Annotated in this window: 21 protein-coding genes; 7 read left to right on the top strand and 14 right to left on the bottom strand. The window is 67.9% G+C overall.

Annotated elements, in window-relative coordinates; translation table 11 throughout:
• Positions 1-80 precede the first annotated feature (80 nt).
• The 3 genes from ABD210_RS22270 (at position 81) to ABD210_RS22260 (ending at position 2,962) form a co-directional block, all read left to right on the top strand.
• Positions 81-656 carry a hypothetical protein gene (locus tag ABD210_RS22270; protein ID WP_344113856.1) on the top strand — a complete coding sequence of 192 codons (576 nt, stop codon included), beginning with the start codon at positions 81-83 and terminating at the stop codon, positions 654-656.
• A 75-nt stretch (positions 657-731) separates the two neighbouring features.
• Entirely contained in the window at positions 732-1,433 is a 702-nt protein-coding gene (locus ABD210_RS22265) for a response regulator transcription factor (protein WP_344113855.1), read from the top strand.
• Positions 1,433-2,962 (top strand): sensor histidine kinase, encoded by a 1,530-nt coding sequence (locus ABD210_RS22260; protein ID WP_344113854.1) that lies wholly within the window; start codon positions 1,433-1,435, stop codon positions 2,960-2,962. Before ABD210_RS22265 ends, ABD210_RS22260 begins: the two co-directional genes overlap by 1 nt.
• A 50-nt stretch (positions 2,963-3,012) precedes the next feature.
• Here ABD210_RS22260 and ABD210_RS22255 read toward each other — a convergent pair whose 3' ends face one another.
• The 8 genes from ABD210_RS22255 to ABD210_RS22220 form a co-directional block, all read right to left on the bottom strand.
• Positions 3,013-4,350 (bottom strand): MFS transporter, encoded by a 1,338-nt coding sequence (locus ABD210_RS22255; protein ID WP_344113853.1) that lies wholly within the window; start codon positions 4,348-4,350, stop codon positions 3,013-3,015.
• Positions 4,351-4,467: 117 nt separating this feature from the next.
• The gene (locus ABD210_RS22250; protein WP_344113852.1) at positions 4,468-5,142 is read right to left on the bottom strand and encodes a YidC/Oxa1 family membrane protein insertase; all 675 of its coding nucleotides are present in this window, start codon (positions 5,140-5,142) and stop codon (positions 4,468-4,470) included.
• Positions 5,143-5,203: 61 nt separating this feature from the next.
• Positions 5,204-5,470: a DUF6412 domain-containing protein gene (locus ABD210_RS22245; RefSeq protein WP_344113850.1), complete on the bottom strand. Its 267-nt coding sequence runs from the start codon at positions 5,468-5,470 to the stop codon at positions 5,204-5,206.
• Positions 5,471-5,499: 29 nt separating this feature from the next.
• The gene (locus ABD210_RS22240; RefSeq protein WP_344113848.1) at positions 5,500-6,828 is read right to left on the bottom strand and encodes an RNA polymerase sigma factor; all 1,329 of its coding nucleotides are present in this window, start codon (positions 6,826-6,828) and stop codon (positions 5,500-5,502) included.
• A gap of 282 nt (positions 6,829-7,110) precedes the next feature.
• Positions 7,111-7,728, bottom strand: a complete 618-nt coding sequence (locus ABD210_RS22235) for an HhH-GPD-type base excision DNA repair protein (protein WP_344113847.1) — start codon at positions 7,726-7,728, stop codon at positions 7,111-7,113.
• 1 nt (position 7,729) lies between these two features.
• Positions 7,730-8,143 (bottom strand): universal stress protein, encoded by a 414-nt coding sequence (locus ABD210_RS22230; RefSeq protein WP_344113846.1) that lies wholly within the window; start codon positions 8,141-8,143, stop codon positions 7,730-7,732.
• A gap of 520 nt (positions 8,144-8,663) precedes the next feature.
• Entirely contained in the window at positions 8,664-10,142 is a 1,479-nt protein-coding gene (locus ABD210_RS22225) for a glutamate-cysteine ligase family protein (RefSeq protein WP_344113844.1), read from the bottom strand.
• A 191-nt stretch (positions 10,143-10,333) separates the two neighbouring features.
• Positions 10,334-11,104 carry an MBL fold metallo-hydrolase gene (locus tag ABD210_RS22220; protein WP_344113843.1) on the bottom strand — a complete coding sequence of 257 codons (771 nt, stop codon included), beginning with the start codon at positions 11,102-11,104 and terminating at the stop codon, positions 10,334-10,336.
• Positions 11,105-11,199: 95 nt separating this feature from the next.
• On the opposite strand from ABD210_RS22220, the gene ABD210_RS22215 reads away from it, so the two are divergent.
• The gene (locus tag ABD210_RS22215) at positions 11,200-12,627 is read left to right on the top strand and encodes a DNA polymerase IV (protein WP_344113841.1); all 1,428 of its coding nucleotides are present in this window, start codon (positions 11,200-11,202) and stop codon (positions 12,625-12,627) included.
• Position 12,628: 1 nt separating this feature from the next.
• On the opposite strand, the gene ddaH is transcribed toward ABD210_RS22215, so the two are convergent.
• Positions 12,629-13,432: a dimethylargininase gene (gene ddaH, locus ABD210_RS22210; protein WP_344113840.1), complete on the bottom strand. Its 804-nt coding sequence runs from the start codon at positions 13,430-13,432 to the stop codon at positions 12,629-12,631.
• 1,121 nt (positions 13,433-14,553) lie between these two features.
• Here ddaH and ABD210_RS22205 point away from each other — a divergent pair.
• Complete coding sequence (locus ABD210_RS22205; RefSeq protein WP_344113839.1) at positions 14,554-15,072, top strand: hemerythrin domain-containing protein; 519 nt, start codon at positions 14,554-14,556, stop codon at positions 15,070-15,072.
• 195 nt (positions 15,073-15,267) lie between these two features.
• Positions 15,268-16,533, top strand: coding sequence for an MFS transporter (locus ABD210_RS22200; RefSeq protein WP_344113838.1), 1,266 nt, complete (start codon positions 15,268-15,270; stop codon positions 16,531-16,533).
• Between the two features lie 72 nt (positions 16,534-16,605).
• Here ABD210_RS22200 and ABD210_RS22195 read toward each other — a convergent pair whose 3' ends face one another.
• From ABD210_RS22195 to ABD210_RS22175, 5 genes are read right to left on the bottom strand one after another with little or no spacing between them, the layout of a single operon-like run.
• Positions 16,606-17,337 carry an MBL fold metallo-hydrolase gene (locus tag ABD210_RS22195; protein ID WP_344113837.1) on the bottom strand — a complete coding sequence of 244 codons (732 nt, stop codon included), beginning with the start codon at positions 17,335-17,337 and terminating at the stop codon, positions 16,606-16,608.
• The gene (locus ABD210_RS22190) at positions 17,334-17,726 is read right to left on the bottom strand and encodes a YccF domain-containing protein (protein WP_344113836.1); all 393 of its coding nucleotides are present in this window, start codon (positions 17,724-17,726) and stop codon (positions 17,334-17,336) included. Before ABD210_RS22190 ends, ABD210_RS22195 begins: the two co-directional genes overlap by 4 nt.
• Positions 17,723-18,577, bottom strand: coding sequence for an alpha/beta fold hydrolase (locus ABD210_RS22185; RefSeq protein ID WP_344113835.1), 855 nt, complete (start codon positions 18,575-18,577; stop codon positions 17,723-17,725). Before ABD210_RS22185 ends, ABD210_RS22190 begins: the two co-directional genes overlap by 4 nt.
• Before the next feature lie 13 nt (positions 18,578-18,590).
• Positions 18,591-19,787, bottom strand: a complete 1,197-nt coding sequence (locus ABD210_RS22180; RefSeq protein WP_344113834.1) for a saccharopine dehydrogenase family protein — start codon at positions 19,785-19,787, stop codon at positions 18,591-18,593.
• The gene (locus tag ABD210_RS22175) at positions 19,784-20,668 is read right to left on the bottom strand and encodes an SDR family oxidoreductase (protein ID WP_344113833.1); all 885 of its coding nucleotides are present in this window, start codon (positions 20,666-20,668) and stop codon (positions 19,784-19,786) included. Before ABD210_RS22175 ends, ABD210_RS22180 begins: the two co-directional genes overlap by 4 nt.
• Before the next feature lie 73 nt (positions 20,669-20,741).
• Here ABD210_RS22175 and ABD210_RS22170 point away from each other — a divergent pair, with 73 nt between their 5' ends.
• Complete coding sequence (locus ABD210_RS22170) at positions 20,742-21,389, top strand: TetR/AcrR family transcriptional regulator (protein WP_344113832.1); 648 nt, start codon at positions 20,742-20,744, stop codon at positions 21,387-21,389.
• Positions 21,390-21,395 lie beyond the last annotated feature (6 nt).

The following is a 21,395-nucleotide window of genomic DNA, read 5'->3' as shown; positions in this document are numbered from 1 at the left end:
GGCTGCGTTGCCAGGGTTTTGCCAGGCCCGCGGCAGGGTCGTCTCAGGTCGGCGGTGAAGTGTGGGAGGAGGAGTACCAGGTGAACGGCCTGGTACGCAGTACCGGGAGGCAAAGCACCATGGCGTCGAACCAGAAGCTCACCGACAGACGCTGGCGGGTGGCCGGCACTGTGGCTGCGGTAGCGGCCACCACTGCCGCCGGAGGAGTGGCCTGGGCCGCGACCAACGCCGACAGCCCGTCCCCCAGCCCGTCGGCCTCGCCGTCGGCGCCGAACTCGACCGACCCTGCCAAGCCGCAGGGACCGGGCGGTCGGCACGGCGAGTTCGGGATCGGCGGCGCGCTGCACGGCGAGTTCGTGGTCGAGAAGAACGGCGGCGGCTACGAGACGGTCGCCACTCAGCGAGGCGACGTCACGGCGGTCAGCAAGGACTCGATCACAGTGAAGAGTGCCGACGGCTACAGCCGCACCTACACGGTCGCCGCGGAGACCCTGGTGAACTCCGCGCGGGACGGGATCGGCAGCATCAAGACCGGCAACACCGTGACCGTGACGGCGGTCGTCGCCAACAGCACCGCCACCGCGACCAGCATCAGCGACGGCACGGCCCGCGATGCGGCCGGCCAGAAATGGGGGCTCAAGCGGGGGCCACGCTGAGCCTGGGCCGACACTCACAGGGGATTGCCAGGAACCTTCCAGGCTTCGCACGGGTGCGGGGTTGAGACTGGGGTCATGAGCCCGCATCTGTTGGTGGTCGACGACGAGCCGAATATCGTCGAACTGCTGTCCGCGAGCCTGCGCTTCGCCGGGTACGACGTGACGACGGCGACGCATGGTGCCGAGGCGCTCCGCAAGGCCCGGGAGGTAGAGCCGGATCTGGTCGTGCTGGACGTGATGATGCCCGGCCTGGACGGCTTCGAGGTGGTCCGCCGGTTGCGCGGTGAGGACCGGCACGTGCCCGTGCTGTTCCTCACCCCCCGCGACGCTGTCGAGGACAAGGTGCTGGGCCTGCACACGGGCGCCGACGACTATGTCACCAAGCCGTTCAGTCTGGACGAACTGGTCGCCCGGGTGCGCGCGCTGCTGCGTCGCTCTGGTCACCGCGAGCAGTCCCCGACCGAGGCGGCGGTCCTGCGCTACGCCGATCTCGAGCTGAACGAGGACAGCTACGAGGTGTTCAAAGCGGGTGAAGCCGTGCAACTGTCCCTGACCGAGTTCAAGCTGCTGCGCTGCCTGCTCGAGAACGCCGAGCGGGTGATGTCGAAAGGCCAGATCCTGTCCGCAGTGTGGAACTACGACTTCGCCGGCGACGCCGGCGTGGTCGAGTCGTACATGTCGTACCTGCGTCGCAAGGTCGACACGGGCGACCAGAAGCTGCTGCACACCGTCCGCGGCGTCGGCTACGTGCTCAGAACGCCGCGGGGCCCGAGCTGATGCCCCACCGGCGGCTGGCCGATCGCTACCCGCTTCGGATCACCATCGTCCTGGTCCTCCTGATGCTGGTGGCGCTGGCTCTCGTCGCCTCCGGCTTCACGGCCACCACGATCCTGCGCGGCTACCTGATCGACCGGGTGGACAACCAGTTGCGACAGGCGTCCGTACCGCTTCAGAACTCCGACCGGAACCCGCCGAGCCGCCCCGGACCCGGGCCGGCCAACCCCGACCGCCCGCTGCTGCCGAGCGCGTTTATCGTGCGCTTCGCCAACTCGTCGGGCGTCAACGAGGTGCCGCGACGGGCACCTCTCAACGACGCCAACGCCGAGCCGCTGCCCAAGTTGCCGACTCTCAACCTGAATCAGGTCCGCAATCTCGACGGCAAGCCCTTCAACGCCAAGGCGGTCTCGGGCAACGCCACCTGGCGGGTTCTCGCCGTACCGCTGAACAACGGCAACGGCTCGGTGATGATCGCGCAGAGCCTGGGCGACATCAACACGACGATCCAGCAGTTGGTCGCGGTGCAGGTCGCGGTCGGCATGATCCTGCTCGTGCTCCTGGCCGGCGTGGGCACCTACGTCGTACGGCGGAGTCTGCGCGGGCTGGAGGACGTCGAGCACACCGCGGTCGCGATCGCCGGCGGGGATCTCAGCCGGCGTGTTCCGCAGCGGGATCCGCGGACGGAGATCGGGCGGCTCTCGCTGGCGTTGAACCAGATGCTCGGGCAGATCGAGACGGCGTTCGCCCAGCGGACCGCCTCGGAGTTCGCGGCGCGCAAGTCCGAGGACGCAGCCAGGCGATCCGCCGAGGTGGCGCAGCGGTCCGAGGAGAACGCGCGGCAGTCCGAGGAACGGATGCGGCGGTTCGTGGCGGACGCCAGTCACGAGTTGCGTACTCCGCTGACGTCGATCCGCGGGTTCGCCGAGCTCACCAGGCAGAAGGGCAGCGCCGCGGATCCGGTGACGATGAAGCGGATCGAGGACGAGGCGAAGCGGATGGGTCTGCTTGTCGACGATCTGCTGTTGCTGGCGCGACTCGACCAGCAGCGACCGCTGCAGCGTCGGCCGGTAGATCTGCTGACGCTGGCGGGTGACTCTGTTCACGATGTGCGGGCCGTCCAGCCGGGTCGAGCGGTCACGCTGAGGATCCTGCCGGGCTCCGGGGCCCCGGTGGTCGAAGGCGATGAGGCGCGGCTGCGCCAGGTGCTCGGCAACCTCGTCAGCAATGCGCTGCACCACACTCCCCCGCAGGCACCGATCGCGCTCTCGGTCGGCACCCGCGGCAGCGAAGCGATCCTGGAAGTCGCGGACAGCGGACCCGGTCTGTCCGACGAGCAGAAGGCGCGCGTCTTCGAGCGGTTCTACCGCGCCGACTCGGCCCGCACTCGCTCCACCGGCGGCTCAGGTCTCGGCCTCTCGATCGTGGCCGCCCTGGTCGCCGCCCACAGCGGCCGCGTCACCGTCACCGACACTCCGGGCGGTGGCGCCACCTTCACCGTCCACCTCCCCCTCCCACCCGCGGACGCCTGAGCCCCGCCGGGTGGCTCGTGGTCAACCACGGGCCACCCGGAGGTGAACACTCAGTCGTGGACCCGGGCCGGCTGCCGGTCCAGTGGCGGGAGCGGTTCGGCCTTGCCGACGATGAAGGCGTAGGTGAACGCACCCAGTACTGCGACGCCTGCCGCGACCGCGAAGGACGGCCCGTACGAGCCGCCGTACAGGTCTAGCAGGAGGCCGAAGAGGAACGGGCTGATGATACCCGCGATGTTCGACGCGAAGTTCTGGATGCCGCCGATCGAGGCCACGTGGCGTGAGCTCGGCGCGACATCGCCGGGGAGGGACCAGATGGCGGTGGCCGCGATCGCCAGGCTCGCGTACGAGATCGCCAGGAAGAACAAAGCGAGATAGACCGAGCCCGCCGAGGCGGCGAAGACGATCGCCGCTCCGCCCAGCAGACCGCCGACCATCACGGTCTTGCGAACCCGGGTGACGTCAGCGCCGGCCCGGATCTTCCGGTCTGCGATGATGCCGGCCAGCCAGCCACCGATGATCGCGGTGATGCCCGGCAACGTGCCGAGGGTGCCGAGCTGGGCCAGGTCGAGACCGCGGGCGTCCTTCAGATATGACGGGAACCAGGTCAGGAAGAAGTAGATGACGAAGTTCAGGCAGAAGAAGCCGAGCATCATGCCGCGGACGGTCCGGTAGCGGAACAGGTCCCGCCAGCGAACGTCCACCGCGTCCTGGTCGTCGTTCTGCTCGAGCCGCGCGCCGTGCGCCGCGATGTACTCGCGCTCGGCCTCGTTGGCGTGCTTGTGCTCCATCGGGTCGCGGTAGTACCAGTACCAGACTGCTGCCCACATCAGGCCGACCACACCGAGCACGACGAACGAGAAGTGCCAGCTGACCAAGGCGATCAAGCTCGTCACCACCGGCAGCGCCAGCACCGTGCCGACGCGCGAGCCGGAGTCGATCACGGCGGTGGAGAACGCTCTCTCGTGTCTCGGGAACCACCGCGAGGCGGCCTTGGTGGCACTCGGGTACGCCGGCGCCTCCCCCGCGCCGAGCGCGAACCTGAACGCGAACAGCGACCAGAATCCCCGGGCCAGCGGCGTGAGCGCGGTGATCACGGACCACCACAGCGCCGCGAACGTGAACGCCTTGCGGGAGCCCACCTTGTCCGCGAACCAGCCGGCCGCGAGCATCGCGCCGTCGTACGCCCAGAAGAAGGCACCGAGGATCAGGCCCTTCTCGGCATTGCTGAGGTCGAGGTGCAGGTCGTCCTGGATGAAAGGCAGCGCAACGCTGAGATTGGCACGGTCCAGGTAGTTCAGTGAGAGTCCGACAAAGGCGATGGCGAGGATGAGATAGCGGGTCCGGCTGGCTCCTGGTGGTGCCTTCACCACTGGTGCGGTGGTCACTGCGTGCCTCCATTCGATGGGCGGAAAGTCGAGACACCCTACCCAGCTCCGCAGATTTGTCACTACAAACCGTCCACCCGCTGAAACTCGCTGCCCCAGCTCTGGTCGCTTGGAGCCTTAGCGGAGCAGAACCGTCCGCTCCACCAAAGTCCACGCCGTCGTGGTGAGGAGGTAGAGCCCCGCCGCGAGCGGAATGAAGGCAGCGGTGATGAGCGTGCCGTAGGGCATCAACCGGATGAGCCGTGCCGACAGCGCGGTGCTGGGTTGCTCAACCAGGCGGGCTTGCCGACGCGCGGAGAAGTACGCGACCACCGCCAGCAGTACTGCGAGGCCGAGGTACGCCGGGGTCGCGGTGAGAAGCGGCCAGTGCAGGCCGAGCGGTGCGCCGAACAACGTGCCGGCCAGGAGCTGGTTCGACTGACCCGCCACCACAGCCGTGGAGAACAACCGGTACATCACCCAGAAGAACGGCAGCTGGGCAAGCATGGGCAGACACCCGGCAAACACCGAGCCGGACTCCGCCTGCAGCGCGGCAGCCTCACGGCGTACCCGTTCGGGGTCGTCGCGATGCCGCTCGGTGATCTCCTTCAGCTGTGGCAGCAGCGCAGTACGGGATTTCTCGCCGCGGGCGGCGGCAACGCTGAGCGGCAGGAGGACGAGGCGGACGGCCACCGTACAGAGCACGATCGCCGCAGCCGCGGCGTACGGGCCGGTGAGGGGCTGGATCGTCAGGGCGATCCAGTTGACCAGGTGATACGCGCCGCTGACGGGCACGTCGAGGAAAGAAGGCATGGCAGAGCTCCACGGAGGTGAGAAGGAATGAGTCGCGCGCTGCCGAAGAAGGGCAGCCCGGCTACATTCCGGGAGCTCGTGGACGCGGCCGGCCGGCGGCGTCAGGATCGCGGAGCGGGAGATACGCGGCCTTGCGGGTGAGTTCACGCAGGGCGGTGGCGCGGGCGAGCAGCGGCGAGGACGGTCGGGTGGTCGCTAGCTGCGAGACCAGGAGCAGGGCAAAAACAACGGCCGCCGCCGTGAGTACGGCGACGGCCAGCAGGCCGGAGTCCGGCCTGACGGCAGGCATCGCCAGCGTCCAGACGCCGGCGAGTGCCCTGCTCATCATCGGCCCATCATCGGCCCATCAACAGCTCATCAGTCGAGGTAGTCCCGCAGCACCTGGGACCGCGACGGGTGTCGCAGCTTCGACATCGTCTTCGACTCGATCTGGCGGATCCGCTCGCGGGTCACGCCGTAGACCTTGCCGATCTCGTCCAGCGTCTTCGGCTGACCGTCGGTCAGGCCGAAGCGCATCGAGACGACACCCGCCTCACGCTCGGACAATGTGTCCAGTACGGCGTGGAGTTGCTCCTGCAGCAGGGTGAACGAGACGGCCTCGGCCGGCACGATCGCCTCGGAGTCCTCGATCAGGTCGCCGAACTCCGAGTCGCCGTCCTCGCCGAGCGGGGTGTGCAGGGAGATCGGCTCACGGCCGTACTTCTGCACCTCGATGACCTTCTCCGGGGTCATGTCGAGCTCCTTGGCGAGCTCTTCCGGAGTGGGTTCACGGCCGAGGTCCTGCAGCATCTGGCGCTGCACCCGGGCGAGCTTGTTGATGACCTCGACCATGTGCACCGGAATCCGGATGGTGCGGGCCTGGTCGGCCATCGCGCGGGTGATCGCCTGCCGGATCCACCAGGTCGCGTAGGTGGAGAACTTGTAGCCCTTGGTGTAGTCGAACTTCTCGACCGCACGGATCAGACCGAGGTTGCCCTCCTGGATCAGGTCCAGGAAGAGCATGCCGCGGCCGGTGTAGCGCTTGGCGAGCGAGACGACCAGTCGCAGGTTGGCCTCGAGCAGGTGGTTCTTCGCCCGGCGGCCGTCCTCCGAGATCCACTCGTACTCGTCCTTGACCTTGTCCTTCAGCTTGGTCGCCTCGTCGCCGATCTGCTCCTCGGCGAACAGGCCGGCCTCGATCCGCTTGGCGAGCTCGACCTCCTGCTCGGCGTTCAGCAGCGGGACCTTGCCGATCTGCTTCAGGTAGTCCTTGACCGGGTCGGCGGTAGCACCGGCGACCATCACCTGCTGCTCGGGCTCGTCGGTCTCGTCGGCCTCGGAGACGATGAAGCCCTGGTCCTCGGTGAGCTCCTTCTCCAGCGGCTTCACCGCCTCGGCGGAGAAGTCCGACTCGTCGACCTCGTCCAGAGCGCGCGGCTTGCCGGTCTTGGGGTCGATGGCGATCCCCGCCTCGGACACGGCCTTCTTCGCCGGCGCCTTCTTCACGGCGGCCTTCTTCGCGGGAATACCGTCCTCCTTGGTGGACGCAACAGCCTTCTGGGCCGCCGGGGCGGCCTTCTTCACTGCCGCCTTCTTGGCGGCAGGCTCGGACACTCTGGCGCTGGTCCTCGGAGCCGTGCTCCGGGCGGTCGCGGCCACGGCCCGGACGGACTCGGCGGGAAGGTTCTCGGACGAGCTGGACGACACGAATTACCTCTCGTCTGACGATTGCAGTCTGCAGGGTTACTGATACAGCTGTACTGCGTTGCGGATGGTGCGGGTGGTGCCATGATTGCGGTGCGATGTCTGTGCGCTGCTCGCTGGTCAGGCGGCGGCAACACTACATTGTAATCTGCGGCCCAAGGCCGATCGCCGCGCGACCCCCGGAACGGCGTGCCAGCATCTGGTCGAACCACTGTCCGGCAACGGTACCCGGCGCCCGGGCCGACGTATCCGACGCCGGCCCCGCACCCCCGCCACCTTCAGCGCTCAACTATTCCTGGTCTGCCGCATCGGTCGTGCCACCACGCGCTTCTCGACCTTCTGCTCCTGCTTGAACTGCCTCACCTTCACCAGTGACGCCACGTCGATCACGTCCGCGACGGACTTGTAGGCGCCGTCCTCACCGTAGGGTTCGGATGCCTCCCGCCAGCCACGCGGCCGTACCTTCAGTTGCTTGCCGAGCAGCGCGACGAAGATCTTCGCCTTCTGCGCACCGAACCCCGGCAGCGCGGACAGCCTGGCCAGCAGGTCGTCCCCAGACTTCACATCGGACCAGACCGCCGAGGCGTTACCGCCGTACTCCTCGTCGAGGTGTTTGGCCAGCGTCTGGATCCGGGCCGCCATCGCGGTCGGGAACCGGTGGACGGCCGGCGGGCCGGCGACCACCTCGACGAAACCGTCCGGGTCGTAGGCGGCCACCGTCGACGGATCGAACGGTCCGTCCATCCGTTGCGCGATCGCCACCGGGCCGGCGAAGGCCCGCTCCATCGGGATCTGCTGATCCAGCAGCATCCCGACCAGGAGCGCAAAAGGGTCTCTGCTCAACATCTCGTCCGCGTCGGGCTGCTGTGCGAGGCACAGCTTCTTGCTGCGTGTCGAAGTCACCTCAGTCCTCCCCTTCCTCGGCCTTCACGGCCAACACCGGACACGGAGCGTCGAGCAGCACCCGTTGGGCGTTGCTGCCGAGGATGAGCTTGCCGACCGGGGACCTGCGCCGCAGGCCGATCACGATGAACTCCGCATGCACCTGCTCGGCGACGGCCACCAGGTCCTCCGCCGGATCGAGTCCACGCACCAGCTGCCGCACCTCGTAGGGCACGCCGGTCGAGTCGAGCTGCTCCCGTACCTCCGTCAACGCGGCATCACTCACCGCGGCCTCGTCGCTGTCGAAGCTGCGTCCGCCCCGGTGTGAGTTCACCACCACCAGTTTGGCGTCGCGAAGCTTCGCCTCCTCTGCCGCCCGCCTGAGCGCTGCGCGCCCTTCGGGCTTCGGCACATAACCCACGACGATGGTCGTCATCGACTTGCCTCACCTCCGGGTGTCACTGTCGACCCGTTCCGAACGATACTGCCCTGAACCCGCCTCGGCATCTGTGGAAAAGCACCACCTGTGTCGCGACCGCGACCGTGAGGCAGTTGTGTCCGAAACACGAGGGCGAGCACGCGCTCCGCGTTCACGACTCCATACCCCGGCGAACACTGTCTAACCGTTTTGGGGTCACACCTTTGCAGGGTTCGCGGCCGACGCGCCAGGCTCACCTGCCGCCGTCTCACGCTCGGCTGCTCGAACCGCCTGTACTACGCCTGCCCCGGCCGCCCGAACCGCCAGTACCAGGCCGCCTCGGACCCCAGTACTGCGCCGGCTGGGCCGGAGTCACCTGTACTACGGGAGGGCGCGCGCGGCGTACGCGTGGATCCAACAGGCGCAGGGGTTGCCGTCCTGTTGCCGAGGGCAAGGGGCTGCCGGTTCTGCCGGGGCGGACCCGTCTTCAGGGGTTGTCCTACGTTGTCTCGCGCTGCGACGTGGGCGGCTTACTCGGTTAATCGACCGGCCACTCGTGCACCGGGGTGTTCGCGTGCATGTGGTCGCGGTAGCGGCTCAGCATGCCGCGCAGCGCGTCGCGGCGACCGTGGGATCCCTTGGTATACAGCCGGTGGAACTCATCCGCCTGCCAGGAAGCGCCGTTGCGGTTCGTCAGGCAGCGCTGTTCGATGATGCCCAGCAGCCGATCGCGCACCTCGGCGTCGACTCCCCACGAGTCCAGACCACGCGATGCCATCGGCAACAGCCGGCGGAGTACGAGCTCGGTCGCGCGGGCCGTCCCGACTCCCGGCCAGAAAACCTCGGCATCGATTCCCTGCCGGGCCGCTTCGTGGAAGTTCTCCTCGGCCGCGCTGAACGACATCTGCGACCAGATCGGCCGCTCGTCGTCGGCGAGCGTGCGCACCAGGCCGAAGTAGAAGGCGCCGTTCGCCATCGTGTCGACCACGGTCGGGCCGGCCGGCAGCACCCGGTTCTCCACCCGCAGGTGCGGCTTGTCCCGGACGACGTCGTAGACGGGGCGGTTCCAGCGATAGATCGTCCCGTTGTGCAGGCGAAGCTCCGAAAGTGCTGGGGTATCGCCTCGGTCGAGAACGACGATCGGGTCCTCGTCGGAAGTGACCGGCAACAAGGCCGGGTAGTAGCGCGAGTTCTCCTCGAACAGGTCGAAGATCGAGGTGATCCAGCGTTCGCCGAACCACACGCGGGGCCGGACGCCCTGGGTCTTCAGCTCATGGGTGCGGGTGTCGGCGGCCTGCTCGAACAACGCGATCCGGGTCTCCCGCATCAGCTCCTTGCCGAACAGGAACGGCGAGTTCGCACCGATCGCGAGTTGCACGCCGGAGATCGCCTGCGCCGCGTTCCAGTACCGCGGGAACGCCTCCGGGGTCACCTGCAGGTGGAACTGCGTCGACGTACAGGCGGCCTCCGGCACGATGCTGTCCGCGGTGACCTGCAGCCGCTCGATGCCGTCGATGGCGATCTGCACGTCCTCGCCGCGAGCCTGGAACACCTGGTCGTTCAACAGCGTGTACCGCGGGTTGGCGCTGATCGCCTCGCGAGAGATGTGCTCTGTCATCAAGGTGGGCAGGATGCCGATCGTCACCATCGACGAGCCGGTTCGCGACGCCTTCGCGTCCGCCGCGTTCAGGCTGGCCCGGATCGACTGCTCCATCTTCTCCAGGCCGGTGCCGTCGATCTGGCCGGGTGGCACGTTGATCTCGATGTTGAACCGGCCGAGCTCGGTCTGGAACGCGTCGTCCTCGATCGCACTCAGCACCTCGGCGTTCTTGAACGCCGGATCACACTTCTCGTCGACCAGGTTCAGCTCGATCTCGATCCCGGTCATCGGCCGCTCGGCCTCGAAGCGCGACTCTCGCAGCATCCGGGCGAACGCGTCCAGGTTGCGATGGACCTGATTGCGGAACGCGGTCCGATCCGCCCGGGTGAACTCGACCCGGTCGACTTCCTCGCCCATCTGCGCCTCCCTGTCGAACAGTGGTTTTGTCCTGTGGTGCGCTCTCCCTGCCGGTACCTGGCCTCAGTCTGCCTGAACCCTGCCCCGCGTGTGACCTGTGTCGCCCCGAAGGTCACGAACTGGTACTCCGAACCGCTCCCGGGCGGGTCCTCGCTCAGGCGGCCACACGCGGGATGGCGCAGTGCGGGTGTTCAACGGGGGGAGACGATGAACTTGTCCCGGACGATCCGGTGGGGCGAGGGTCCGGCCTCCGAGAGCGCTTCCTGGAGTTCTCCGAGTACGGCCGGCTCGAGCTGCAGAGGGTGTTCGTCGGGGTGGACGTCGGCGCCCATCGCGAAATCCACGCCGGGCTCGTTCGTCAGTTCGATGTGCGCGCCGAGCAGCCAGGAGACGGGATTGCCCGCGGCAACGAAGTCCGCGAGCCGCCGGATGCTGGCGCGGAAGGCGGTCCAGTCGGGGACGTACAGCCGGCCTGGGTACAACGAGTCACCCGTCAGCAGCAGCCGCGTCGTACGGTCGTAGAACGCGAGATCGGAGCCCTCGTGGCCGGGGATCGGGATCAGGTCGAGAACGCGCTCTCCGAGGTCCAGCTCGACGATCTCGTCCGGCCAGGCGGTGATACCGAAGTACTCGGCAACCTCCGCGGCCGACGTGCCGACCACCTGCTCGAACTGGGAGTCGCCGCCGATGTGGTCGCCGTGGCCGTGCGTGTGGGCGACGATCAAGGCGAGGTCGCGGCCCGCCAGCAGCTCATCGACGACCTTGCGGAGGTCCGCGTCGCCGGTGCCGGTGTCGAGCAGGAGAGCGCGTTCTGAGCCGAGCAGCAGATAGCTGAACGGTCCTTCGAAGTTCGTCCGGAGCGCCTGCCGGATGATCGCCGTGCGCTCGTCGTACCAGTGGAGCTGGTGCTCGGGTCCGTCCTGGGTGGTGCCGTCGTCCCACCGCGTCGGGAAGCTCGCCATGCCGTCGATCCTGTCACGCCTGTCACGCCTGTCACGCCTGTCACGGCTCCGTTGCCGGTGCTGGAATTGTCGGTGCTAGCAGGGAGACTGGGGCAGTGCGCACTGATCCATCGATTCTGCATGTCGACCTGGACGCGTTCTTCGCGGCGGTCGAGCAGCGGGACAAGCCCTCCCTCCGCGGTAAGCCTGTCGTCGTGGGTGGGATCGGCTTGCGCGGCGTCGTGTCCACCGCGTCGTACGAAGCCCGGAAGTATGGAGTGCGCTCGGCTATGTCCACGGCTGAGGCGCGCTCGCGGTGTCCGCACGCGGCATACCTGGGTCCTCGGTTCGAGATCTACCGGCTGACGAGCCAGGCGGTGATGGCACAGATGCGGGCCTTGTCGCCGTTGGTCGAGCCACTCTCGCTTGACGAGGCGTTCGTGGATCTGTCGGCCGCCGGGTTGAGCGGTCTGACGGTCGAGGACGTCACCGCCATCGCGGAGGACCTGAAAGCGGCGATCGAGGAGGCCAGCGGCGGGCTGACCGCCTCGGTGGGCGCGGGCACGTCCAAGCTGATCGCGAAGATCGCGAGCGACCTCGACAAGCCCAACGGCGTCGTCGTGGTCCCGGCGGGGACCGAGGCGGAGTTCCTCGCGCCCATGCAAGTCACCGTCATCCCAGGCGTCGGTCCCGCGACCGCGCAGCGCCTCAGCATGGCCGGTGTCCGGACGGTCGCCGACCTGCAGCAACTCGACGAGGAGGAGCTGGTCCGGCAGGTCGGCTCGGCGCACGGCACCAGCTTGTTCAGGCTGGCGACCGCCTCGGACGATCGGCCGGTGGTCAGTGACCGCGAGACGAAGTCGGTCAGTGTCGAGGACACGTTCGAGACCGACATCATCGACCGATCCTTGCTTTCGGCAATCGGTGACCGGATGGCTCACCGGGTCTCCGAGCGGTTGCAGAAGGCGCAACTGTCCGGCCGGACCGTGACGGTCAAGACCCGGATGCACGACTTCACCACCCACACCCGGTCGTCGACACTTGCCGGTCCGACCGACGACCCGCGAGTGATCGCCCGGGTCGCGCGGCGCTTGCTCGACGACAGCGACATCTCCGGCGGTATCCGGCTGCTCGGCGTCGGTGTTTCCTCGCTGGCCGACTGGATCCAGGACGACCTCTTCACCGAGAGCGAGACCGAGGACACCCCGATCGACCTGGTCGAGCTCCCCGAACGCCCACGCGACCGCCAGGTCGGGTACTACCCGGGCCAGGACGTCACCCACCCGCAGTACGGCGATGGCTGGGTCTGGGGCTCCGGCCGTGGCCGCGTCACCGTCCGCTTCGAAACCGCCGCCTCAACCAGTCCCGGCCCAGTCCGCACCTTCGCTGTCGACGACCCCGACCTCACCAAGCTCCTCCACCAAGCCGAGCCGGCCGAGGATGCCGAAACGACTGAGGATGCGGAAGACGCCCAGGCGGCCCGGAGTACAGAGGCGGCTCACCCGAGCGGGGCCGCGGAGAGCATCGGGGTCGCGCGGGGGTGAGTCAGGTGCGGAGGCGGACTGACAGGCAGGTGACGCAGCCTTCGAGCTTCTCGAATTCGCTGATGTCGACGACTACCGGTGTATAGCCGAGCTCGCAGAAGAGTTCGGCCGACTTGGGCGCGGACGCTGCCATCAGCAGGCGGTCCTCCCCCAGCAACACGACATGCGAACCGGCTTCCTCCGGCACTGCGAGATAGGACTTGAACGCGGCCGGGTCGTCGACGAGCGGCTCGTACCCGATCACCGTCCCGTCCGGCAGCGCCGTCACCGCCGACTTCAGATGAAGGACCTTGCTCACCGGTACTGCGATGACGTTGGCCCCGAGTGGTTCCAGGTGTCCGCGCAACTGGTCGATCCCCGCCTGGTTCGTGCGGCCGCCGAGCCCGACGTACACCGTGGATCCGATCTTCAGCACGTCGCCGCCGTCGAGCGTGCCCGGCTCGTTGATCCGCTCGATGCGGTATCCCTGCGCGGCGACGGCTCGTTCCGCCTCGGCTGCCTCCGGGCGGCGTTCGTCGGCGCCGGAGCGGGCGATGACGGCAACCGGAGCTGGGTTCGCGCCGATGGAATCGGACCGCTGATCGCGATACACCACCATCGTGTCCTCGATGAAAACCCCGTCAGGACACTCGTCGATCTCCGGTACCTCCACCACAGACCAGCCGGCCGCCCGCAACGCGTCGACGTACTGCTGCCACTGCCGCTCGGCGAGCCTCACATCCACCGGAACCCGCTCGATATGCGTGATCAGCCCGTCGGCGAGAAGCGGACTAGGACGTCGAACAAGCGCACGGTCATTCCCCACCGCCGCAGGCTATCCCGCCAACTCCCCCTTCGAAGCGACCGGCTGGCGGATCTCTTCGGCTGACGGATCTCTGGTCGGCTGGGGGCCCTTGGTTGGCTGGCGGCCCTTTGGTCGCCTGGCGAATCTCTGGTCGGCTGGCGGCCCTTCGGTCGGCTGACGGATCTCTGGTCGGCTGGCGGCCCTTCGGTCGGCTGACGGATCTCTGATCTCTGGTCGGCTGGCGGGTCCTTGGTCGGCTGGCGGCCTTTTGGTCGGCTGGCGGATCTCTGGTCGGCTGGCGGCCCTTCGGTCGGCTGACGGATCTCTGATCTCTGGTCGGCTGGCGGGTCCTTGGTCGGCTGGCGGCCTTTTGGTCGGCTGGCGCCTTTCGAAGCCGCTATCGGTCGAAGAACCCGGCATCGGACCTGGCGGACTCAGCCGCGTCGGGCGATTGGTGGCGTGGTCGCGCGTTCGGCGTACCGACGAACAGGAAGTGGTCGCTGGGCCGGATCGGCGTACCGGTGCTGCCAGCGGTGCGCGGCCATGGCGGTGGCCCGACCCCGCGACCACTTCCTGTCGGTCGGTACACCCGGATCCCCACGCCGGACCCCGGAATCGGCCCGGGATGCGAACCTGTACGCGGCCCACCTTGTACGCGGCCCAATTGCGCCGCCCAGCTTGTGCCCGGCCCAATTACGCGGTTTAGCTTGTGCCGGCCCAAATGCGCATCCCGCAGCTTGTGCCCGGCCTAATTGCGCGGTTCACCTTGTCCGCGGTCCGGGAGACTGTTGGGCCGTGGCCAAGGTGAGCAGTCCACAAGGCAGCTGGGCCGTGGCCAAGGTGAGCAGTCCACAAGGCAGCTGGGCCGTGGCCAGGGTGAGCAGTGCAAGGCAGCTGGGCCGTGGCGAAGGTGAGCAGTTCACAAGGATGGGGCATCCGCCTGCGGCTGAGGCGAACCTGCCGCGCGACTGCGCACCGTCCCCCGCGGGAATCCCGACTGGCTCCATCACGAAGGGGCGGCACCATGCTGGTCACGGCGGCGTCGGGGCGGGCTGCGGGGCTCGGTCACCGTCGGCGAGGGGGCGCATGGGAGGGGGTGGGTCGGGTACTGGCAGGTCGGAGCTCGATATTGGAGGAAACGGATGCCGAAGATCCTGCAGCACACCGATGGCGATGTCGTCGAGATCATCCTTGCCGACCACCGGTGGTTCGAAGAGGCGTTGCATGAGCTTCGCGATGTGCGAAGTGATCGCCCTGCGGTGCTGGCAGATCTGGCGACCGTGCTGATCGCGCATGCGGAGGCCGAGGAGTCGAAGGTCTACCCGACGCTGCGGAACAAGAACGCGATCGACGACGAAGAGGTCGAGCACTCCGAGCATGAGCACGACGAGGGCAACGCGGCGCTGCTCGCGCTGATGGAAGTCGAGGACACCCGGTCCGAGGATTTCGACGAGAAGGAGCACGAACTCTCCGAGGCGCTCTCCCATCACCTGGACGAGGAAGAACGGGACGTGCTCAATCCGGCCCGTACGAACTTCAGCGACGAGGAGCGCGCCCGACTAGGGGCCGACTTCGGTGCCGAGCGCGAGCGGTTGATCGAGGCGGACTGCGGCAACATCGACTACGTCCGTAAGGTCGTCGCCGAAGCAACGAAGAGCTGACCCTTCCGAAGAGCCAACTCATAGGCCGTCGGCTTGTGAGTCGCACAGGACCGCCCCCGCGGCCTTTGCGCACGGGCCAGTCGCCAGTATCGGCGTCAGTGCGATTGGTCCGTGCCCAAAGCCGCGGGGTCATCTCGCCCGCGAGCGACTACCGTCACGGAGCCGCGGAGGCGGCGGGTTCGGTAGGGTCGGCGGATGAGCGAGCAGCCGCGGTTGCTGAGGTATCCCGCGTATGTTCGGTTCTGGATTGCGGACGCCGTTTCGATGGTGGGTTCATCGGTCACGGGCCTGGCGTTGCAGATTGTTGCCGTTGTCACCTTGGGCGCCAGCGGGACGGAGGTGGGGATCCTCAATGCGGCTCGATGGTTGCCTTACCTACTGTTCGGACTGCTTGCCGGCGTGTACGTCGATCGGCATCGGCGGCAGCCGCTCCTGGTCGGAGCGGATCTTGCCCGGGCTGTCGTTCTCGGCCTGATACCGCTCTCTGCCGCTCTCGATGTTCTCTCGCTACCGCTGCTGATAGGGGTCGTACTGGTCTTCGGGATCTTGTCGCTGGCCTATGACGCGGCACACCAGTCGTTCCCGCCTTCACTGGTGCCGAGTCACCAGCTGACGCCGGCGTACGCGAGGCTCGAGCAGAGCAGCGCGGTCGCGCAGACCGGCGGTCCGGTGTTGGCGGGTGCGTTGATCAAGCTGCTCGGTGCACCGGTCGCGATCCTCGTCGACGCTGTGTCCTATCTGATCTCCGGGATCCTGCTGGCGACGGTCCGGCCGCTGACGCCCGAGGTTGCCCGGAGCAACGATCAGCCGCGGCACCTGCGCCGGGAGATCCGCGAGGGGCTGACCTGGGTATATCGCAGCAGCACGCTCGGACCGCTCGCCGCAACCTCGCACCTGTGGTTCGTCTTCCAGGGCATGATCACCACGGTCTACGTGCTCTATGTGCTCGACACCTTGCACTTCAGCGCGTTCCTGCTCGGCATCACCTACGCCTGCAGCGGGGTTGGCTCGGTGTTCGGGGCAACCGGGTCCGGGTGGTTCGGGCGGCGTCTCGGGGTCGGGCCGGCGATCATCGCGTGCCGCTGGCTCACGCCGATCGGCTATCTCCTGATGCCGCTCGCCGGCAGCGGTACGGCCGGTGTGGTGTTGCTGTGCATCGGGCAACTGATGTTCGGTCTTTCGATCGGCCTCGACAGCCCGATCGAGATGGGCTACCGGCAGTCGATCACCCCGGCCCGCCTGCTCGGGCGGATGAACGCGACCATGCGCTCGCTGAACCGGGCCGCGATCGTAATCGGCGCGCCGATCGGTGGCCTCCTCGCGGACCATCTCGGGCATCGGTGGGCGTTGTGGATCGGTGTCGCCGGGATGGTGGTTCAGGCGATCCTGCTGCATCGCTCGCAGTTCCGGCACGCGCGGCTGGCGCCGGCAACTGGCAACACGGCCGAGGTCGAGGGCTGAGGTTGAGGGTTGAGGCTGGAGCCGAGGTTAGGGCCGAGGCTGGGGAGAGCCGGCCGAAGGGATGAGGCCAGGTCAGAGGCTGAGGACGAGGCCTTCTTCGGCTGCGATGACCTCGCCGGTGAAGAACCGCTGAGCCTCGGAAACCGAGAGAGCGCGATCTGAGCCGGGCCAGAAATGGGTCAGCAACAACCGCTTCGCTCCGGCGGCGCCGACGGCGGCCTCGGTCGCGGTCATCACGTAGCGCGGAGTCGTCGCCGGCGACGCGCCCTGCAGAGTGGCGTCCGAGATGTACAGGTCAGCGTCCTGGGCCAAGGCCTGCAAGTCGGGCGACGGGCCGCTGTCGCCGGTGTAGGCGATCGTGACGCCAGGGGCACTCAGCCGCACGCCCAGGTTGGTGACGTAGTGCGGCAAGAGCGCGGTCTCCAGCCGGAACGGCCCGATCTCCTCGGCAGCGGCGAGATCCCGGACCTCGAACACGGTCGCGGGATCAGGCCGCGGCTCGAGGGCCCGTAGTACGTCGACAACGCCTGGCGGGCACAACAATGGGATCGGTGGCGCCTCCCGCGCGAGGAAGTAGCGCACTCGCGCGAGGGCGCTCACATCGACGCAGTGGTCCGGGTGTTGGTGCGTGACGACAACCGCGTCGACCGCACCTTCCGGGCAGTGCTTCAGCAGTTGCGGAAGAGCTGCGTAGCCGAGGTCCAGCACGACCTTGAACCCGTCGTACTCGAGCAGGAAACCGACGCACGCGCGGCCGGGCTCGGGCCACGCACCGCACGAGCCGAGAACCGTCAGCGACCTCACCGGGTGCCGAAGGCCTCGTCGGTGGAGACGATCTCCTTGCCCAGCGGCAGCAGCGAGACCGGGATCAGCTTGAAGTTCGCCAGGCCGAGTGGGATCCCGATGATGGTCACACACAGAGCGATCCCAGTGACCAGGTGCCCGAGCGCCAGCCACCAGCCCGCGAAGATCAGCCAGACCACATTGCCGATCACCGAGCCGGCACCCGCCCCGCGTCGGTCGACTATGGTCCGACCGAACGGCCAGAGAGCGTATCCCGCGATCCGGAACGCAGCGATGCCGAACGGGATGGTGATGATCAGGATGCAGCAGATGATCCCCGCGGCGATGTAGCCCAGCGCGAGCCAGAAGCCGGCGAGCACCAGCCAGATCAGGTTCAGAATCGTTCTCATGCCTGCCAGCCTGCCACTCGGCGGGTGTGCTCGAGGGTCAATCCGGCGACCAGTCCGGGATCATTCCGGGGCAACCAGTGGCCTCCCCTGATCACTTGCACGCTGAGGTTCGGGGCCCAACGCGCGACGTCGGTCTGCAGCGGCGTCGTCACGAACGCGTCGGCGTCCGGCGACACCGCCAGCACTGGTACGCCGGTCCGCCGGGGCTCGGGTCGCAACAACCTCGGGACCACGTTCGCGCGGTACAGGTTGAGGCCGTTCACGAAGTCCGCCAGAGAGCGCTCCCCCGGATCTGGCACGCTGCCACCGGCACTCCGCTCGAGCCTTCCGAAGACGCCGTGCGCCCACCCTTTCCGCCAACCTCGTTCGGGGAGCCACGGCAGCTGGAAGTAGAAGACGTACCAGGAGTGCAGCAACTGCTTCGCCAACTCCCCCGGCCGACGCCTACTGCGGAGAAAGTAGCCCGCGTGATCCAGCGAAGGTCCCGAGATCGAAACGAACGACGCGATCCGCCCCTGCAATTGCTCACTCGTCACGAAATGCCAGGACTGGATCGACCCCCAGTCGTGCGCCAGCAACTGCACGGGCTGATCCGGGGCCACCTCGTCCAGCACTGCAAGGAAGTCCTCTTCGAGCCTTTCCAGCTTGTACGCCGCTCGGCCGCGCGGGTGGTCCGAGTTCCCAGCCCCGCGTACGTCGTACGTAATCACGCGAAAGTGGTTTGCCAGCTTCGCCGCCACGGGCTCCCACAAGGTGGCGTTGTCCGGGTAGCCGTGCACGCAGACGAGGACGGGCGCCTCCGCCGAGCCGTACTCGTAGAGCGCTATCCGGGTTCCATCCGGCGATCTCACCCGGCGCACGGTGTCAGTAGTCCTCGGTGGCGATGACGCGGAAGGTCATGCCTGCCTCGATCAGGCGCTGGCGCAGAGCTGGGCCCATCGCCGCTGCGGTGGTGGTCTGGCCGGCGGTCTTCGGGAGATCGTCGAGAGCCAGACAGAGCGCGCTCTCGCCCAGCATCTTCGCGGTCTCGTCGTACCCCGGATCCCCACCGGCGACCTCGGTGACGACGCGCTTGCCGCCGCCCGTACCGACGAAGCGGACCTTGAACCACGACTTGGCCCGGCGCTCCGGAGTCGGACCGTCGCCGAGCTTGATCCTGCTCAGCAAGGCGGTCCGGGCGGGCGGGATCTGTGCGGCGAGCACGAGCAGGCCAACACCTGCGATGCCTCCGGCAACCATCGGCAACTGCTTGACTGCCGCGTAGTGCGAGTAGCGGAAGTCCGGACCATAGTTCTCGAGGAGCGAGGCCGAGTGCGCGACGATCTGCGGGTCGACCGTCGGCAGCGGAACAGCCCAGAAGCCCTGGGAGCGGTGAATCCTGCCTGTCACGGCCTTGGCCGACCGGCCCTCGGGACGCGGCTGCGCCCGTCGCCTGGCCCGGTGGGCATCGAGGTTCTGCTTGCCGCGGGAGAAGGCGGTGATCGCGGTGTGGAAGGTTCCGCCCGACGGTTTGCCGCCTGCACGGACCAGACCCTCCACCTGGATCGGGACTCGATCGGGCAGTTGCTCGACGGTGTACTGGACACCGAGGTCGTAGGGGATGGAGTCGAAGCCGCAGCAGTGGATGATCCGGGCGCCGGTCTCCACCGCCTGCTCGTGATACGCGACGTACATGCGATCCACGAACTCTGGCTCACCGGTCAGGTCCAGATAGTCCGTGCCGGCTTCCGCGCAGGCGGCGACGAGCGGTTCGCCGTACCGGATGTATGGCCCCACCGTGGTGACTACGATGCGGGTGGACTCGGCGAGCGCTCTCAGCGTTTCCGGGTCTTCCACGTCCGCCAGCACGAGTTCGACGTCGACGCCGAGGTCGGAGCGGACTGCCTCCAGCTTCGCGCGATTGCGGCCGGCCAGAGCCCACTTCAGCTCAGGCGGCGCGTGCTTGGCCAGATACTCGGCCGTGAGTGCGCCGGTGAAACCGGTCGCGCCGAGCAGGACAACGTCGTACGGCCGATCCCGCTCGCGCTCGTGGCCGGTAGGAGGAGTGTCGCTGATGGTCATAGCCGGGGGGCCTTCTCGGAGTCGGCGCGGCCGCCGGCGCCTGACGCGCGGGAGGACTCGGCGACGCCGCGGGCTTGGATGTCGGCCAGGGCGGCGCGGTCCGCCTTCGGGACGCTGAGGCGCGCGCCCAGTTCGACCACGTGCGGGATCAGCGCGCGGAACATCTTCAGCGGGCCGATCCAGCCGGGCACGTGGATCACACGAGAGCGCTTCCTGATGCCCTGGGTGAATTTCTCGACCGCTAGCTCGAGTGGGTACACCCGGCCGGCCAGCGGGATCCCGGTCCGGACCCGGCCGAACACCGGGTGCTCATCCACCCCGCGCACCATGTCGGTGTCGACGAACGTCAGGTGTGCGACCCCGACATCCACGCCGAGGTGCTTCAACTCCGAGCGGAGGCTGTTGCCCATGGCCTCTACTCCGGCCTTGGCCACGTTGTACGCCGCCAGGCCCGGGATGTGGACGATCGCGGCCAACGAGGAGACCAGCAGCAGGTATCCCTTGGTCTCCAGTAGATACGGCAGAGTCAGGCGCACCGTCCGCCAGACGCCGTACAGGTCGACGTCGAGAACGCGCTCCCACACGGCCGGGTCCATGCTCCGGGTGAAGCCGGGCGCCGCGATGCCGGCGTTCGCCACGACCACGTCGATCCGGCCGTAGCGCTCGGCCACCGCTTCGACAGCGGTGCGCAACGACTCGAGGTCGGTGACGTCCGCCTCCCACCAGCCGGCATCGGGACCGCAGTCCTCGGCCACCTTCTTCAGTTCAGCCGGTTCGAGGCCGACCAACGCCAGCGTCGCGCCCTCGCTTGCCAGGCGGCGGGCGACGGCCGCGCCGATCCCCCGGGACGCGCCTGTGATGAGTACGACCTTGCCGGCCATCCTGACCTCCGACTTGTTGAGTGGGTACTCAACAGTAAGTGTCTATTGAGCATTTACTCAATAGACTGTCGCTATGACCCACACCTCGTCACCGTCGCTCCGCCCGGACGACGGAACCGCGCGGCGATCCGGGGAGCGCTCTCCACGGTTGCGGCCGGAGGAACGGCGCTCGCAGATCCTGCTGGCGGCCCGGCGAGTACTCGAGGCGGATCCACACCGCGAGCTGACAGTGGAGCAGGTCGCCGCGGAGGCCGGCGTGTCCCCCGCACTCCTGTTCCACTACTTCGGCTCGAAGAAAAAGTTCCAGTACGCCGTGATCGAGGAAGCGGCAGCCGAGGTGATGCAGCGGACCGCGCCGGATCTGTCGCTGCCTCCGGCCGAGCAACTCCGCAGCGGGATCAGGGCGTTCGTCCGGGCCGTGCTGGAAGCCCCGCAGCTCTACCGCGCCACGCTGTTGATGTCGGCGGCCGGTGACCCCGCAGTACGGGCTCTCCACTCCGAGCTGCGGCAGGTCTTCAGCCGCTGGGTGATCCAGGCGGTCGCCCAGCAGGGAATTGCCACGACACCGACAGTGGAACTCGCCTGCCACGGCTGGCAGGGATACGTCGAGCAGACGCTGCTCGCCTGGATCGACAACCCCACGATCTCGCCGGCTGAGCTCGAACGGCTCTGCGAGGGCTCGCTCGACGCCATCCTCAGCACCACTCGATCGGCAGGCTAGGGTCTC

Origin of the sequence: Kribbella alba (genome assembly GCF_039529635.1) — a bacterium.
In the GTDB taxonomy this organism is placed as follows: Bacteria; Actinomycetota; Actinomycetes; order Propionibacteriales; family Kribbellaceae; genus Kribbella; species Kribbella alba.
Note: the sequence above shows the minus strand (reverse complement) of the source record. Positions and strands in the feature narration are given on the sequence as shown.